13 protein-coding genes are annotated in these 16645 nt (G+C 64.2%); 9 read left to right on the top strand and 4 right to left on the bottom strand.

All coding sequences use genetic code 11. The features are described 5' to 3' along the window. The first annotated feature begins 86 nt into the window (after positions 1–86). The 9 genes from AC3WOG_RS15020 to AC3WOG_RS14980 all read left to right on the top strand — a co-directional run bounded on the left by AC3WOG_RS15020 (position 87) and on the right by AC3WOG_RS14980 (position 9837). On the top strand, positions 87–1118 hold the full coding sequence (locus AC3WOG_RS15020; protein ID WP_492578728.1) for a threonine aldolase family protein: 1032 nt from the start codon (positions 87–89) through the stop codon (positions 1116–1118). A gap of 72 nt (positions 1119–1190) precedes the next feature. Continuing rightward, a complete protein-coding gene (locus AC3WOG_RS15015; RefSeq protein ID WP_492579811.1) occupies positions 1191–1721 on the top strand; it encodes an NUDIX domain-containing protein in 531 nt (176 codons plus the stop codon). Positions 1722–1744: 23 nt separating this feature from the next. Beyond that, positions 1745–2893 (top strand): 4-hydroxybutyrate dehydrogenase, encoded by a 1149-nt coding sequence (gbd, locus tag AC3WOG_RS15010; RefSeq protein ID WP_492578727.1) that lies wholly within the window; start codon positions 1745–1747, stop codon positions 2891–2893. Positions 2894–2941: 48 nt separating this feature from the next. Further along, a complete protein-coding gene (locus AC3WOG_RS15005; protein WP_492578726.1) occupies positions 2942–3391 on the top strand; it encodes an acyl-CoA thioesterase in 450 nt (149 codons plus the stop codon). Between the two features lie 4 nt (positions 3392–3395). Beyond that, on the top strand, positions 3396–4334 hold the full coding sequence (locus AC3WOG_RS15000; RefSeq protein WP_492578725.1) for a branched-chain amino acid ABC transporter permease: 939 nt from the start codon (positions 3396–3398) through the stop codon (positions 4332–4334). Continuing rightward, the gene (locus tag AC3WOG_RS14995; protein WP_492578724.1) at positions 4327–5601 is read left to right on the top strand and encodes a branched-chain amino acid ABC transporter permease; all 1275 of its coding nucleotides are present in this window, start codon (positions 4327–4329) and stop codon (positions 5599–5601) included. Before AC3WOG_RS15000 ends, AC3WOG_RS14995 begins: the two co-directional genes overlap by 8 nt. After that, complete coding sequence (locus tag AC3WOG_RS14990) at positions 5601–6353, top strand: ABC transporter ATP-binding protein (protein ID WP_492579810.1); 753 nt, start codon at positions 5601–5603, stop codon at positions 6351–6353. The genes AC3WOG_RS14995 and AC3WOG_RS14990 overlap by 1 nt, the downstream gene beginning before the upstream one ends. Beyond that, positions 6350–7063 (top strand): ABC transporter ATP-binding protein, encoded by a 714-nt coding sequence (locus AC3WOG_RS14985; protein ID WP_492578723.1) that lies wholly within the window; start codon positions 6350–6352, stop codon positions 7061–7063. The genes AC3WOG_RS14990 and AC3WOG_RS14985 overlap by 4 nt, the downstream gene beginning before the upstream one ends. 446 nt (positions 7064–7509) lie before the next feature. Continuing rightward, the gene (locus tag AC3WOG_RS14980; RefSeq protein ID WP_492579809.1) at positions 7510–9837 is read left to right on the top strand and encodes a hypothetical protein; all 2328 of its coding nucleotides are present in this window, start codon (positions 7510–7512) and stop codon (positions 9835–9837) included. Between the two features lie 1025 nt (positions 9838–10862). Here AC3WOG_RS14980 and iolB read toward each other — a convergent pair. The 4 genes from iolB to AC3WOG_RS14960 are packed head-to-tail and all read right to left on the bottom strand — an operon-like array spanning position 10863 to position 16606. Continuing rightward, positions 10863–11663, bottom strand: a complete 801-nt coding sequence (iolB, locus tag AC3WOG_RS14975) for a 5-deoxy-glucuronate isomerase (RefSeq protein ID WP_341314839.1) — start codon at positions 11661–11663, stop codon at positions 10863–10865. Continuing rightward, positions 11660–12586 (bottom strand): myo-inosose-2 dehydratase, encoded by a 927-nt coding sequence (gene iolE, locus AC3WOG_RS14970; protein WP_492578722.1) that lies wholly within the window; start codon positions 12584–12586, stop codon positions 11660–11662. The genes iolB and iolE overlap by 4 nt, the downstream gene beginning before the upstream one ends. 10 nt (positions 12587–12596) lie before the next feature. Then, positions 12597–14570 (bottom strand): 3D-(3,5/4)-trihydroxycyclohexane-1,2-dione acylhydrolase (decyclizing), encoded by a 1974-nt coding sequence (gene iolD / locus AC3WOG_RS14965; protein ID WP_492578721.1) that lies wholly within the window; start codon positions 14568–14570, stop codon positions 12597–12599. Further along, positions 14567–16606, bottom strand: coding sequence for a bifunctional 5-dehydro-2-deoxygluconokinase/5-dehydro-2-deoxyphosphogluconate aldolase (locus AC3WOG_RS14960; RefSeq protein WP_492578720.1), 2040 nt, complete (start codon positions 16604–16606; stop codon positions 14567–14569). The genes iolD and AC3WOG_RS14960 overlap by 4 nt, the downstream gene beginning before the upstream one ends. Positions 16607–16645: the final 39 nt, after the last annotated feature.

The raw sequence follows: 16645 nt of genomic DNA, 5'->3' as shown, positions 1-16645 counted from the left end.
ACCGAAAAACAAATAACCCCTTGGCGCACTAAAATGACCGCTTTCCGGTCATCTCAGCGCGCCCGTCGCCGGGCGCGTCGCCAGCCATGCAACATTTCGCGTCCGACAACTACGCCGGCATCTGTCCCGAAGCGCTCGATGCGCTGATCGCCGCCAACAACAGCGGCCACGAACCGGCCTATGGCGACGACTCCTGGACCAACCAGGTGTGCGACCGTCTGCGCGAACTGTTCCAGACCGACTGCGAAGTGTTCTTCGTGTTCAACGGTACGGCCGCCAATTCGCTGGCGTTGGCGTCGCTGTGCCAGTCATATCACTCGGTGATCTGTCACGAACTCGCGCACATCGAAACCGACGAATGCGGCGGCCCCGAATTCTTCTCAGGCGGCTCGAAGCTGCTGACCGCGCCGGGCATCGGCGGCAAGCTCACGCCGGACGCGATCGAAGCGGTCGTCACGCGCCGCGCCGATATCCATTACCCGAAGCCGAAAGTCGTCACGCTGACACAGTCGACGGAAGTGGGCACTGTCTACAGCGTCGAGGAAGTGCGGGCGATCGCGGCGATTGCGAAGCGGCGGCATCTGAAAGTGCATATGGACGGCGCTCGTTTCGCGAACGCGGTCGCCGCGCTCGACGTGCATCCGTCCGAGATCACGTGGCGCGCCGGCGTCGACGTACTGTGCTTCGGCGGCACCAAGAACGGTTTGCCGGTCGGCGAAGCGGTGGTGTTCTTCGACCGGGCGCTCGCCGACGACTTCGCCTACCGTCTGAAGCAGGCCGGCCAGCTGGCCTCGAAGATGCGTTTCATCTCGGCGCCCTGGCTCGGTCTGCTCGACGGCGACGTATGGCTGCGCAACGCGCGTCATGCGAACGCGATGGCGCAATTGCTGCAATGGCGGTTGCAGGAAATTCCCGGCGTGAGCATCATGTTCCCGAGCGAATCGAACGCGGTGTTTTCGCAGCTGCCGGCGCAGGCTGCCAAGGCGATGCGCGCGCGCGGCTGGAAGTTCTACGAATTCATCGGCGCGGGCGGTTGCCGGTTGATGTGCGCATGGGACACGCAACCGGAAACCGTGGAGCGTTTTGCCGCTGAAGTGCGCGAACTGTGCACGGCTTGAAAACGCGCGCCGGGTACAGCGCGGCACGCAAAACATAATCAGACACAAGACATGCAAGACGTCCCTCTCGCCATGACTCAATATCAATTTTGTCCACGCTGTGCCACGCCTCTGGTCGAGCGCGCCGACGCCGAGCACGAAGGCGGCCGCGTGCGCCAGACCTGTCCCGATGCGGAATGCGGCTACGTCCACTGGAACAATCCGCTGCCGGTGGTGGCCGCGATCGTCGAGTACGAGGGCAAGATTCTGCTCGCGCGCAACGCCGCGTGGCCGGAAGGCATGTTCGCGCTGATCACCGGGTTTCTGGAGAACGGCGAGACGCCGGAAGAGGGCATCGCCCGCGAAGTGCTCGAAGAAACCTCGCTGCACGCGGAGACGGTCGAGCTGATCGGCGTATACGAATTCATCCGCAAGAACGAGTTGATCATCGCGTATCACGTGAAGGCATACGGCACGATCGCGTTGTCGCCGGAATTGCTCGAATACCGGCTGATCGAACCGGCCAGGCTGCGTCCGTGGCGCGCGGGCACCGGTCAGGCGCTCGGCGAATGGATGCGCCGGCGCGGCTTGCCGTTCGAATTTGTCGAGAAGCCTGGACAATAGGTTCGAATAAAGGAGGGGGCAACATGGCCTACATCTACTATCTGACCCATATCCATCTTGGCTATGACGCGCTGTCGCAACTGCCGTCGGAATGCGCGCGAATCGGTATCAAGCGGCCGTTGCTGATTACCGACAAGGGCGTGGTGGCAGCCGGCATCGTGCAGCACGCGCTCGATGCGTTGAAGTTCGGCGACGTACCGGTGTTCGACGACACGCCGTCGAATCCGACCGAAGCGATGGTGCTGGCGGCCGCAGAGCGGTATCGCGACGAAGGTTGTGACGGGTTGATCGCGGTGGGCGGCGGATCGTCGATCGATCTGGCCAAAGGTGTGGCGATCGCGGCCACACACCCGGGCGCGCTGACCCAGTACGCGACCATCGAAGGCGGCAGCCCGAAGATCACCGAGGCCGCCGCGCCGCTGATCGCCGTACCCACCACCGCGGGCACCGGCAGCGAAGTCGCGCGCGGCGCGATCGTGATTCTGAACGACGGCCGCAAGCTCGGCTTCCACTCGTGGCATCTGCTGCCGAAATCGGCGTTGTGCGATCCGGCGCTCACGCTCGGGCTGCCGCCCGGTTTGACCGCCGCGACCGGCATGGATGCGGTCGCGCACTGCATCGAAACCTTCCTCGCGCCGGCCTTCAATCCGCCCGCGGACGGCATCGCGCTCGACGGCCTGGAGCGCGCGTGGGCCAACATCGAACGCGCGACGACGGACGGCAGCGATCGTGCAGCACGCCTGAACATGATGAGCGCGTCGATGCAAGGCGCGATGGCATTCCAGAAAGGCCTCGGCTGCGTGCATTCGCTGTCGCATCCGTTGGGCGGTCTGGTGGTCAACGGGCGCACGTCGCTGCATCACGGCACGCTGAACGCGGTCGTGTTGCCGGCAGTACTGCGCTTCAACGAAACCGCCGACACCGTGGTCGCTGAAAAGCGCTATGCACGGATGCGTCGCGTGATGGGTTTGCCGGAGAACGCGGATCTTGCGCAGGCGCTGTTCGACATGACCGCGCGGCTTGGTTTGCCGACGGGTCTGAAGCAGATGGGCGTCGACGAAAGCGTGTTCGACAAGGTCATCCAGGGCGCGCTGGCCGATCACTGCCATCGCACGAATCCGCGCGAAGCGACAGCCGACGACTACCGCCGCATGCTGACCGAGTCGCTTTAAGGCAACCAGGCAGAACAACGACCGAGACAACCACCAAGACCCGTCACGATGAATAAACCCGCACCGGCCGCGCGCGCGGCGTACCAGTACTTTCTGCCGATCACGACGCGCTGGATGGACAACGACGTCTACGGCCATGTGAACAACGTCGTTTACTACAGCTACTTCGATACGGTAGTGAACGAGTATCTGATCCGCGCCGGTGTGCTCGACTTCGAGCACGGCGCGACGATCGGCCTCGTGGTCGAGACGCATTGCAACTATTTCGCGCCGCTGGTGTTTCCCGACCGGGTCGACGCGGGCTTGCGGGTCGTGCGGCTCGGTACGTCGAGCGTACGTTACGAAGTGGGGCTGTTCAAGGAAGGCGAAGATCAACCCGTCGCGCAAGGTCATTTCGTGCATGTTTATGTGGATCGCGCGACGCGTCGTCCGGTGACGCTGCCGGCGCAATTGCGCGCCGCGCTCGAACCGTTGACCGTCGCAGCGGTGGCGGAATAGGCGCGTGCAGTCGTTCGTCATCAATCTGCTGAACGGGGTCAGTTACGGGCTGCTGCTATTCATGCTGTCAGCAGGCCTGACGCTGATTTTCAGCATGCTCGGCGTGCTGAATTTCGCGCACGCGAGCTTCTATATGCTCGGGGCATACGTCGGATTTTTGGTGGCGGCGCATGCGGGGTTCTGGCCCGCGCTGGTGATTGCGCCGCTGATCGTCGGTGTGATCGGCGCGGCTATGGAACGCTGGCTGTTGCGTCGCGTGCGTCCTCACGGTCATCTTGCCGAGTTGCTGCTCACCTTCGGCGCGGCCTATCTGCTCGGCGAAACAGTCAAGCTCGGCTGGGGCTTGAGCGCACTGAGCGCGAGCGTTCCGGCCGCGCTCGAAGGTCCGTTGTTCACCGTCTACGGCGCGGCCTTTGCGCGATATCGGGCGTTCATGATGGCCGTGTCGCTGGCGATGCTCGCGGTGCTGTACGCGGTGTTGGGCGTGTCGAAAGCCGGGTTGATCGTGCGCGCCGCGCTTACGCACGCGAGCGCTGTCGAGGCGCTCGGCCACAACGTGCCGCGCGTGTTCACCGGCGTGTTTGCCGCGGGCACGGCGCTCGCCGCGTTGGCCGGTGTGATCGGCGCACCGCTCTTCGTGATCGAACCGGCGATGGCGGAGTCGGTCGGGTCGATCGTCTTCGTGGTGGTCGTGATCGGCGGGCTCGGCTCGTTGAGCGGGGCGCTCGCGGCTTCACTGATCGTCGGCTGCGTGCAGACCTTTGCGGTGGCAAGCGATGTTTCGTTGGGCGACGTCATGTCGGTATTCGGAGCATCGCTGCCGTCCGAATGGGATGCGCTGACGCTCGCGCAACTCGCGCCGCTGCTCCCTTATCTGCTGCTGATCGCGATGCTGGCGCTGCGCCCGCGCGGACTCTTCGGCCGGCGTGACGACCATGCGTGAAGCGCCCGAAGCGCCCGTGACTCAGTCTCGCTCGAGGTGGCGCCTGATCGCGCCGTGGCTCGCGCTCGTCACCTTCCTCACGGTGCCGCCGCTTGTCTGGCCGCAAAGCTGGCTGCTTGCCTATCTCGCACAGACCGCGACGATGATCGTTTTCGCGCTTTCGTACAACTTGCTGCTCGGTGAAGCGGGGCTGCTGTCGTTCGGCCACGCCGCCTATTCCGGGTTGGGCGCGCTCGTTGCGGCGCAAGTGTTCAACCGGATCGGCGTGCCGCTGGTGTTGCTGCCGCTGGTGGGCGGCATCGGCGGCGCGTTGTGCGGCGTGCTGCTCGGTTTCGTCTCGACGCGTCGTGCCGGCACCGCGTTCGCGATGATCACACTCGGCATCGGCGAACTCGTCGCGGCGGCCGCGTGGACATTGCCCGACTGGTTCGGCGGCGCGGCCGGCGTGCCGATCGATCGCGCGAGCGGGCCAATGCTGGGGCGCTGGAGTTTTGGCGCGGCGTCGCAGGCCTATGCGTTGATCGCGCTGTGGTGCGTGCTGGCGACTGCCGCGATGTTCGCGCTATCGCGCACGCCGTTCATGCGGCTCGCCAACGCCGTGCGCGACAACCCGGCGCGCGCCGCCGCGATCGGCTGCTATCCGCGCCGCATCCGCTGCGGCGTGGTGGTGTTGTCGGCATTTTTTGCGGGTATCGCGGGGACCTTGGGGTTGATCAATGTCGAACTGGTGTCGACCGAAAGCGTCGGCATGATGCGTTCGGGCGCAGTGCTGATCGCGACGGTGATCGGTGGTACGGCGGCGTTTTTCGGACCGGTGGCGGGCGCCGTCGTCTTGACGTTTTTCAGCGTCGCGGTGGCGAGCGTCACGCGGGCGTGGCTGTTCTATCTGGGGCTGTTCTTTATCGTGGTCGTCGTGGCCGCGCCCGATGGCCTCGCGGGCTTCGTGCAGCGGCACACGGCTCGCGCCGCCGACTACGGCTGGCGCGTGTGCAGCAAGGCTTATCTATGGGGTGCGGCGTCGGCGCTGCTGTGGACGCTCGCCGTCGTGCTCGCTGTGCAGTGGGCGTACGCCGCGCAATTCGGCGCGGACGACGGTGCGGCCTTCAACGTAATCGGCATGCCGATGGAAAAACCCCCGTCGCATCTATGGCTGGGCATAGCGGTTTGCATACTCGCGGTACTCGGCGCGCTCGCGGCGCATTACGCGGCTCGCGCGCGAGCACGCCTTGTCGCGTTGCGCCGCGCGCCGATAAGCGGAGACGCATGATGATCCCGGCCCTCGCGCTCTACGGCATCGAGAAACGCTTCGGCGCGACGCAGATTCTGCGCGGCGTCGATCTCGCGATCGAGCCGGGCGAGCGTCACGCGCTGATCGGCCCGAACGGCGCCGGCAAGTCGACGCTCTTCAATCTGATCGCCGGCGGCGCGCGTCCGAGCGCTGGGCGCATCGACATGTTCGGTGCGGAGATCACCCGTCTGGCGCCGGCCGCGATCACGCGCCGCGGCCTCGCGCGCAGTTTCCAGACCACCAGCGTGTTCGCGCGGCTGAGTGTGTTCGACAACTTGCGTTGTGCAGCGATGCTTGCCGAGCGCGATCGCACGCGCTGGTGGCAGCGCTTCAGGGGTTCACGCACGGTCGATGCGCGCGCCGAACAAGTGCTGGAAGCGGTGGGGCTGAGCGCGCGCCGAACCATCCAGGCCGGCACGCTCAGCTATGCGGAGCAGCGCGCGCTCGATCTCGGTCTTGCACTGGCGGGCGGCGCGCACACCTTGCTGCTCGACGAACCGACCGCCGGCATGAACCGCGCCGAAGCCGCGCGCGCGATCGAACTGATTCGCCAGACGACCGCCGGCCGCACATTGCTGATGGTCGAGCACGACATGGACGCCGTGTTCGGTCTCGCCGACCGCATCTCCGTGCTGGTGCAGGGCCGCATCATCGCGACCGGCACGCCGGCGGCGATTCGCGCGGATGCGGCGGTGCGCGCCGCCTACCTCGGCGACGGTTTCGGCGCATGACGGCTCTGCTCGACATTCAAGGACTGAACGCCTGGTACGGCGCAAGCCAGGCGTTGCACGGCGTCACGCTGCGGCTCGACGCGGGCGAAGTGCTCGCGCTGGTCGGGCGCAACGGTTCCGGCCGCTCGACGCTGGCGCGCGCCATCATGGGTCTCGTGCGTAGCGAGGGCGAGCTGCGCTTTGCCGGCCATTCGCTCGGCGGGCTGCGCACGTTCGAAATCGCCCGTCTGGGGCTCGGCTATGTGCCCGAGCATCGCGATGTGTTTCCGACGCTGAGCGTCCACGAGAATCTGCAACTCGGTGTCGCACCGCGTGAGCGGGGCCGCACGCCGCGTTTCGCCTTCGACGACGCCTATGAACTATTCCCCGCCTTGCGCGAACGAAAACGCACGCGTGCCGGCGCATTGTCGGGCGGCGAGCAGCAGATGCTGACGCTCGCCCGGGCGCTGCTCGGCGACCCTGATCTGCTGGTGATCGACGAGCCCGGCGAGGGCCTCGCGAGCCAGGTGATGGGGCAGGTCGCGCAGTGTCTGCGGATGCTGCGCGATCGCGGCGTGGCGATGCTGCTGATCGAACAGCGGCTGGTGATCGCGCAAGACATCGCCAGCCGTGTCGCGGTGATGGGGCATGGCGAGATTGTCTTTGACGGCGCGCTCGCTTCGTTTCTCAGGCGGCCCGACGTGATGCAGGAATGGCTTGGCGTGGGTTAGCCGCTGAGCGGCGCGCCGCGGTTTTATTGCGTCGCGGCATTCGAAATTGTGATCGGTTTGCTCTCCTTTTGCTCCCCTGGTGTGAGTTCGACGCGCAATGAGCCTCGGTCGGGGCGTCAATCGCGCCAACCTTGCCGTTTGAATCCCATTTGCGGATAGGCCGTTCGCGCCCGATGCATGCGGCTTTGCGATGAAACGCTCGAACGATTCAAACGCTTGATCGTTTGGTGAGCGTCCTCCAGAAATCTTGTCGGCAGCGCGCCGACAAAAAAAGACAATCAGGTCAAAGGCACGCAGCGGCGGCTCGGTGTTTAAAGCCGTCGTATGCGTGACGAACCATGCCGTGTCAGGTGCGCGAGAGACGCACCGCGGCTTCAGGAGGAGACGTCATGAAACAGACAGGCGCATCAGGCGAAGCACGGGCCGATAGCGGCTCACGTGCGCAGATGCATACTCGATCACAGGCAACCGACGCGTGGCGCACGCGGGCCAGCGCCGGCGCAGCGCTGGTTGCAGCGGCGCTGCTGATGTCCGCGTGCGCCGACGCCAGTTCGACCACGGGCGATGTGGCATCCACGCCGTCGACCCAGACGAGCGCCGCAACGGGTGCGGCAAGCGCAGCCAGTAATCGCGACATCCGCCTGAGCGTGGCATCGACGCCGGACGTAGGGCTCGCCGCCAATTCGGCGAACGGCGCGGCCACAACAAACGCAGACCAACTCGCATCCGCGTCACGTTCCGCGCTCGAACTGGCGAAGGCCAAACAACTGGCAGCCGAACAGCGCATCGCCGGGCGCGTGCCATCGGCGAGCGGCATGGCCGGGAAGCGCACCCGCCCGCTGACGCTGCGCGATTCCGGCATCGACGGCTCATTGATGTTCGCGCGCGACGTCGATTTCCGCGTGACCGGCGACATCGGCTTCATGATTCACGACATGGCGGCCACGCTGAGCCCGGCGCACGCTGGCCAGCCGATCGTATTCGACGATCCGACCAGCGTGACGATCAACGTCCACCGCGGCCAGGTCACGCTCGACAGCGCCAGGCTCACCGCGATTTTCGACCGCTACCTGTTCCAGTACCAGGGCTCGCCGCTGCGCAATATGCGCGTGGTGCCGCAGGACGGCGGCAACTTGCGGATTACCGGCGAGATGCATCGCGAGACGTGGGTGCCGATCGTGCTGATCGGGTCGCTGTCGATGCGTGGCGCCGACGAACTCGTGTTCCATGCCGATCACGTCGAGGTGGCCGGCGTCGGCGCTGACAAGCTGATGCACGCCGCGCACGTGAAGATGGCCGACCTGCTGAAAGTGGACACACCGATTGCGCGCCTGGACGGTGACGACGTCGTGATGCAGGTCGCCAAACTGACGCCGCCGCCCGCATTGCGGATGACGATCACGCAGATCGACACCCGTGCAGCCGGCGTGCGCTTCACGCTCGACGACCGCACCGTGCCGAAGATCGACTGGCCCGCGACGATGCCTGCGCGCGGCATGCTGGTGCAGGGTGGCGACGTCAAGTTCATGCGTTCGATGCCGATGAACATCGACATGGCGCTGACACCGATCGACGCGAACGCGCCGTTCGTGCTCGATCTGTACCACTACCGCGACCAGATGTCGGCCGGCTACTTCACCTTCGACGAAGCGGGCGCACTGGACGTGCATCTGCCGTCGTATACGACGCTAGCCAGCGCTGCGCAAGATGCGCCGGTGCAGACCGGCAGCGCGAGCGCGCGCTTTAACGACAGCTTCATTCGCGCGCAACAGGCGTCGCTCGCGCAGGCGCGCGAGGTGTGGCAACGCGTGCCGCCGGCTTTACGGAGCGCTTCGGCGGCACGAGCGATTCCGGTGGGCACACGAGCCGCGCTTTCCGGCCGGAGCATGGCCATGCCTGGATCGGCGATTGGTGACGAACGTCATTCGGCTGGACCCGCGCCGTTGATTCATGTCGAGAACGTGGACTTCTACGTAGCGGGACGAATCGGTTTTCATGTGCGTACGCTCGATGCGCAGATGGTGCCGAAGAAGGCAGGCCAACCGGTCGACCTCGACGATCCCAATCAATACGACATCCGCATTATCGGCGGTGAGGTAGTCGAGCCGTGGCCCGCGATGGCGGCGTTATTCAACGATTACTTGCTGGATTACGAACCGCGTTCACTGAACGATTTGCAACTGAAGCCTGTGGATGGGCAATTGCAGGTGAAGGGCGGGATCAAGCTGTGGAATCACTTTCCAGGGGTTTGGTTGCCGACTACGATGAGCGGCACGATTGTCGCCAAAGATGAGCAGCACCTTGTGTATGCACCGACTTCGGTCAAGGTGCTTGGGGTGCCTCAAGCTGGGCTGTTGCGTGCGTTGGATATTCCGTTGGAATCGTTGACGCCTTTCAGGCGGAAGGGGGTTGCCTTGCAGGGCAACGAGTTGGTGTTCGATCAATATACGGTGTTTCCGCCGCCGGTTTTGCAAGGGCGTTTGGCTAGTGCTAGTGTCACCGACGAGGGTTTGGTTTTGAAGTTCAAGCGTGATGGTTCGTTCGCTGTCGCGAGGCCGCCCGCTGGCGCGGGGAAGAGCTTTGTCTGGATCGAGTCCGGTGATGTGAAGATGTTTAATTCGTTAGTCACGAATGCAAGGACTTTGATTCGGGATCAGGGTAATCCTGGTGTCATGAAGTTTGATCTTTATGGGTATAGAAGGGATGTGTCCAAAGGGAAGGTTAGGATGGCCGCCGATGGAGCCTTGGATGTGGATTTGACTGGCAGGAAGTAGTGGTTCTTTTGCGCGTAGCGCCTGAGTGGGGTTTTGCTTTCGGTTCTGTGTGCCTACGGTGTTGGCCTTTCCTTGCTTTCTTATTGGTTTATTAGCGTTCCCCCCGTGCTGTTTGCCTGCTCGGCGCTTCTGGTTGTACGCCTGCGGCGGTGGCCTTTCCTTGTTTTGTTATTGGTTTATTAGCGTTCCCCCTGTGCGGGGGAGCACCTACTTTTCTTTGCCTGCCGCAAAGAAAAGTAGGCAAAAGAAAGCGGCTTTACACCGCCAGCTTTGAAGCGGGTCCCCTGGCTTGGAGGAGGTAGCGGAGCATCTGGAATCGGTGTTCCCGCACACTCCGCGCTGGTGACAAGGCCGTCATGCTTCCGGCGGCGCTGCGCGCGCCGTAGCGGTACTTCAACAACCGCCCGCCGGTTTTGGCGCCCGCGCCCAGGTCGGCGCTGTGGCTCGCACTGCGTCCAAAATGACTCGTCCTCGCGTCCCCCATGCCTCACCAAGGTGCTCGCGTTTTGCCCGGCGCGGCAGCCCGCCGTTGCATCGCCAGTCCTCACTGCCGTACCGGCGCTTCGCTCCACGTGATGGGACGCACTCGCACATTCGGGTGCCTCGCCGAGACAAAGCCGATGGCCCCCACGAAACCAAAACGAACCCACTGGTTTCCCTGGCAAACCGTTCCAGCAAGCACGTAGTGCGAGGCGGGAAGAATAATGCGGGAAGCGCATACCGCCAGTTGGTGTTGAGAAGTACCGCTGCGGCGCGCGTAGCGCCGCCGGAAGCATGACGGCCTTGTCACCAGCGCGGAGTGTGCGAGAGCACCGATTCCAGATGCGCCACTGCCTCCTCCAAGCCAGGGGACCCGCTTAAGAACTGGCGGTGTAAAGCCGCTTTCTTTTGCCTACTTTTCTTTGCGGCAGGCAAAGAAAAGTAGGTGCTCCCCCGCACAGGGGGAACGCTAATAAACCAATAACAAAAGAAAAAGCCACCGCCGCAGGCACAACACCCATAGCGCCGCGCAGGCAAAACCCCCATCAACTATCCTTATTAATAATCCACTCATGCGCCGGATCATTCCGAAAATGCCAAACCCTCTGCCCACCAGCCATAACATTCAAATAATAAGACTCATACCCGTAGGGTACGACCACAGGATGATACCCACGCGGCACCATCACGACGTCGTGATCTTCAACGGCCATGGACTCATCGATATCGCGCATATCCGTATACACGCGCTGAAAAGCAAACCCTTGCGGCGGATCGAGCCGATGATAATAAGTCTCCTCGAGCGAACTCTCATGAGGAACATTATCGGTATCGTGCTTATGCGGCGGATAGCTGGACGCATGCCCCCCAGGGGTCCTAACCTCGACAACAAGCAAAGATTCAGCAAGCTCAGTCTGCGGAAGAATATCGCATACGTATCGCGTATTTAACCCCTTCCCACGAGTCGAGCGCTTCATGGAAGAGGGCTCAATCAACCTCGCCGGATAGGCGCCTTTAGCGGGCGCACTAGCCACGCCAATCTCCGCGTCGCGACAAGCCCGAACAGTAGCCCGCACGCCCGGCGGCAAATACAAGGCATACGGCGCGGCATCCTCGAACACGCTATCGCGTGACCCCAACGAACGCCATGTCGAGTCAGCGGTCTCGACATCCACCGTGCCCGTCAGCACCACAATACAAACCTCTCGCGACGGCTCGAGCACATGCACGACCTCATTCTCACCCAGCCGATACGCGGCAAACCCCACATACCGCCAACACGCCGATTCCGGCGTCACCCGCGCGATCGTTTGGCCCTCGCGCTGCGCCTTCACCAATAAACTCATGCTGCCTCCTGCTCAGTCGTGCCACCGGCATCAAGCGGTGCATCGACCAACGCGCGCAAGGTCCGATATCCCTTCTGCGCATATTCAAACGACGGTGCGACCACTGGATCCTGTTCAGCTTCGACCACCAGCCAGCCGCGATAACCATGCCGCTTCAACCGGTCGATGATCGCCGGAAAGTTCACTGCGCCATCGCCCGGCACGGTGAAAGCACCGTTGATCACCGCCTCAAGAAAACTCCAGTTGCGATTGCGCGCGAGCTTCATCACCGCCGGCCGCACGTCCTTGCAGTGCACGTGGCACACGCGCGCAATATGTTTGTCGAGCACCGCCAACGGATCGCCTCCCGCAAACGTGATATGCCCCGCGTCGAACAGCAGACCGACCGCGTCGCTCGTGCGCGACATCAGTTGATCGACGTCGGCCGGCGTTTCGACATACGCGCCCATGTGATGATGGTAGGCAAGCCGCACGCCGCGGCTGAGCGTGTAGCGCGCGAATTCATCGACGCGAGAGGCGTAGGCGTGCCACTGCGTCTCGCTGAAAAAACGCGGCCGTTGATACAGCGGTTGCGGCGCGCCCTGGATCGAATCGGCGACTTCGCCATACACCATCGCCGTCGCGCCATTCTGCGCAAGCAGTTCGAGATGTGGACCGACTTCCGCGATTTCCGCTTCGACGCTGCGTCGCGCCAGCCGTCCCGAGTACCACCCGGAAACCAATGCCAGATCGTATTGAGCAAGCAGCTTCTTCAGCGCTTGCGGTTCACGTGGGAACTTGTTGCCGAGCTCGAAGCCCTGATAGCCGATTGTGCGTCCTTCGGTCAGCGCGACGTCGAGCGGCGTTTCGCCGCCCAGCGACGGCAGATCGTCGTTCATCCACGATAAGGGGTTGATGCCGATACGTACGTCGAAAGCAGTCATGCGGGCGTCCTCATTCGTTGTCGGTGGAGCCGGCGGGATCGGCAAGTTCGGCAGGTTCGGCGCGTGCGGCGAGTTGCGCGTCGTATCGCGCACGCGCGGCGCGCACGGTGTCGCGCGCCGACACTTCAGGCACGGCGACTTCCCACCACCAGCCGCCGTCGTCGGTGGTGCGGGCAGGGTCGGTGTCGATGCTGATCACGTAAGTGCGATCGGCGGCGCGCGCGCGTTGCAGCGCGCTTTCGAGTTCGGCGACATTCGCGACGTGCTCGGCCTGAGCGCCGAGCGAGCGTGCATGTGCAGCGAAGTCGATCTTTGGCGCGCCAAGCGGACCTTGCATGCAATCGTCGAGCAGGTTGTTGAACGGTGCGCCGCCGCACGCCTGCTGCAAGCGGTTGATGCAGCCGTAGCCGCGATTGTCGAGCACCACGACGATCAGTTTCGTACCCAGCATCACCGAGGTGGCGATCTCGCTGTTCATCATCAGATAACTGCCGTCGCCGAGCATCACGATCACTTCACGCGCGGGCCGCGCGAGCTTCACGCCGAGGCCGCCGGCGATTTCGTAGCCCATGCATGAGTAGCCGTACTCCACGTGATACGCGCCAGGTTTGCCGGCACGCCACAGCTTGTGCAACTCGGCAGGCAAGGTTCCAGCGGCGCATACGACAATGTCGTCGACGGCGGACCGCGCGCTCGACCGCTGCACCGCGCCGATCACGTCGCCTTCATACGGCAGCACGGTGTCGCGTTGCGGCGCATGCGTGAGCGTGCTCACCGTCTCGCGCCAGCTCGCTGCAAGTTTGTGCGCACGCGCGGTCCATGTTCGATCCGCGTGCCAGCTCTGCAGGTGCGCGGCAAGCGCATCGAGCGCGAGACGCGCGTCGGCTTCGACCGCCAGTGCGCGATGCTTGAGGCCGTCGAACGGATTGGCATTGATGCCGATCACGTCGGCCTGAGTAAACAAGGTGTTCGAGCCGGTCGTGAAATCCTGCAAGCGCGTGCCGATCGCGAGCACGCAATCGGCGTCGTGCGCGAGTGCGTTCGCGGCGGGCGAGCCGGTCACGCCCAACGCGCCGGCGTTCAACGGATCGTTCCACGCGAGCGAGCCTTTGCCGGCCTGCGTCTCCGCTACCGGAATGCCGTGCGCGGTGGCGAAGCGGTGCAGCGCATCGGTTGCGCGTCCATACAGAACGCCCCCGCCCGCGACGATTAACGGACGCTTGGCGCGCCGCAGGCGCATGAAGGCTGCTTCGATATCTTCGGCGCGCGGCGCGGGCGAATGAAACGTGACGACGCGCGGCGTAAAGAAGTCAGTGGGGAAGTCCCACGCCTGCGCTTGCACGTCCTGAGGCAACGCGAGCGTGACAGGTCCGCACAACGCGGCATCGGTCAAGACGCGCACGGCGCGCGGCAACGCGTTGAGCAATTGCGCCGGATGCACGATGCGGTCGAAGTAGCGCGACACGGGCTTGAACGCATCGTTGGCGGAGATGCCGCCGTCGTGGAAATCTTCGACTTGCTGCAACACCGGGTCGGGCGCACGGGAGACGAATACATCGCCGGGCAACAGCAGCACCGGCAGACGATTCACATGCGCGAGCGCGGCGGCCGTCACCAGATTCGTCGCGCCCGGGCCGATCGATGTCGTGACCGCCATCATGCGGCGCCGGAAATGCGCCTTCGCATAGGCAATCGCGCTATGCGCCATCGCCTGTTCGTTATGGGCGCGCAGTGTGGGCAGTTCGTCGCGATGCTGATACAAGGCCTCGCCCATGCCGGCGACATTGCCGTGGCCGAAGATCGCGAATACGCCACCAAACAGCGGCTCGGTGCCGCTGCCGTCTTCAGTCGCGACGCGCAGCGCCGCGAGATAACGGACCAGCGCTTGTGCGGTCGTCAGGCGGACCGTGCCGCCCAACGGCGCGTGCGTCTGGGTGGCGTCGTTGGCGGACGCCGTATCGTGATGCAACACGCGTTGGTTCATGCCGCCTGCTCCTGATGAACGTGGCTCGCCGCGCTACGCTGCGTGGCCGCCGTGCCGCGGGTCGCGCGCCACGATGCGATCAGCGTTTCGAAAGTGCGGCGCACGCGCGCGATCAATTCGTCGTCGCCGATCTCGCCGGCGAGCCACGCATGGCTCGGCTCGTGAAAGATCGTGCGGCCGACCGTAAAGCCGCGGCACGTCGCCGATTGCGCTGCCGCGCGAAAGCCCTCGTTCAACTGCTCGACGGCCGCCGACAAACCGAGCAGCACCACGCCCCGGCAATACGGATCGCGTTCGGCGATCAGCGCATCGACGGCTTGCCATTGCGTGGCATCCATCGGTTCGAGTTTCCACCACTCCGGATAGATGCCGATGTTGTAGAGCCGCTTCAACGCGCGATAGACGATGTCCGGCGCTTGCGGCAGATGCGCGTGCTTCGGCGGAATCACTTCGAGCAGCAATTCATGGCCGCTCGCTTGCGTGGCGTCGTAGAGCGCGCGCAGTTGCGCCTCCTGTTCGAGGCGCTGTTCGACGGCTTCATCCGGATGGTATTGCACGAGGCACTTGGCGATGTGCTCCCGCGGCCAGGCGATCAAGGTTGTGCCGATCGAGCGGCCATGATCGAACACCAGCGGCACGGAGCCGGGCAATTCCACCGGGCGGCCGATCCACCAGCCGCGGCCCGTCGCATCGTTCAATGCATCCTGACCGTAGCGGTCGTCGATCAGTACGCCGACGCGGCCTTGCAAACCTAGCGCGCTTTCCGTCTGCGCGACGGCTTCGACAAACAGTCCCTTCAGTTGCGCGATGCGCGCTTCGTCGGCGCCGGTTTGCTGCGCGAGTTCGAAGAACTGGTTGCGGTGATCGAACGCGAAGCCGAGTACTTCGTCCCATTGCTTGCGGGCAGGGGAAACGCGATGCAGACGCGCTAGCGTCGCGTCGCGATCGGGACGGCGCATGCGTTGCGGATCGGCTTTGGCTTCGCGCAGGAAGTAGTCGAGTTCGGCGGGCGTCGGCATCGCCGGGGCACAGCCGTGACGCGACACGACCAGCGCGCCGCTCGCATTCGCGGCACGCGCGCAGGCTTCAAGCGATTGATCGCGCAACCATCCGGAAAGGAAGCCGGACGCGAACGCATCGCCTGCGCCGAGTACGTTCAGCACTTCCACTTCCACGCCGCCATGAATCGGCGCATCGTCAAGCGTTGCGGGCACGTTGCCGTCGATGATCTGGCAACCCATCGGTCCGCGCTTGACAACCAGCGTGGCCGGCGTCACGGCGCGGACCATCGCGAGCGCGTCGATCAGGTCGGTCTTGCCGCCGGCGATGCGGAATTCTTCCTCGGTGCCGATCACCAGATCGAAGAGTGGCAGGATGCGCTGCAAATGCGCGGTCACGCCTTCGTCGGCGACAAAGCGGGTTTCGCCGTCCGCTTTGCCCGTGAGACCCCACAACACCGGACGGTAGTCGATATCGAGCACGGTGCGCACCTGGTTGCGCCGTGCGTAGTCCAAGGCGCGGCGGCTGGTGCGGTTCACCTGTTCGGTCGAGAAATGTGTGCCCGTGATCAACAGCGCCTTTGACGACGCGATGAACGCCTCGTCGAAATCCGCTTCATCGACGGCCATGTCCGCGCAGTTCTCGCGATAGAAGATCAGCGGGAACGTGTCGCGGTCTTTCAGGCCGAGCAGAACCAAAGCGGTCAAGCGCGCCTGATCGACGCGCACGTGACTGACGTCGCAACCTTCCCTGGTGAGCGTCTCGGTGAGAAAGCGGCCCATGTGATCGTTGCCGACGCGCGCCAGCATCGCCGACGCGAGTCCGAGCCGCGCGCAGCCGAACGCGATATTCGCCGACGAACCGCCGAGGTACTTCGCGAAGCTCGACACGTCTTCGAGCCGCGCGCCCACTTGCTGCGCGTACAGATCGACGGCGAGGCGGCCGAGGCAGACGATGTCGCGGCTGCGGCCCGGCGCGAAACGGCTGGCGCCGGCCGGGCTTACGCCGACTTCGCTGGAGGTGCTGGAATGATCCATGAATGTTCCTGAATAGCTGAGCGCGGCAGCAGGCACGGC

This window comes from Paraburkholderia sp. FW306-02-B, assembly GCF_058782725.1.
This window is presented reverse-complemented; position numbering and strand designations above follow the sequence as displayed.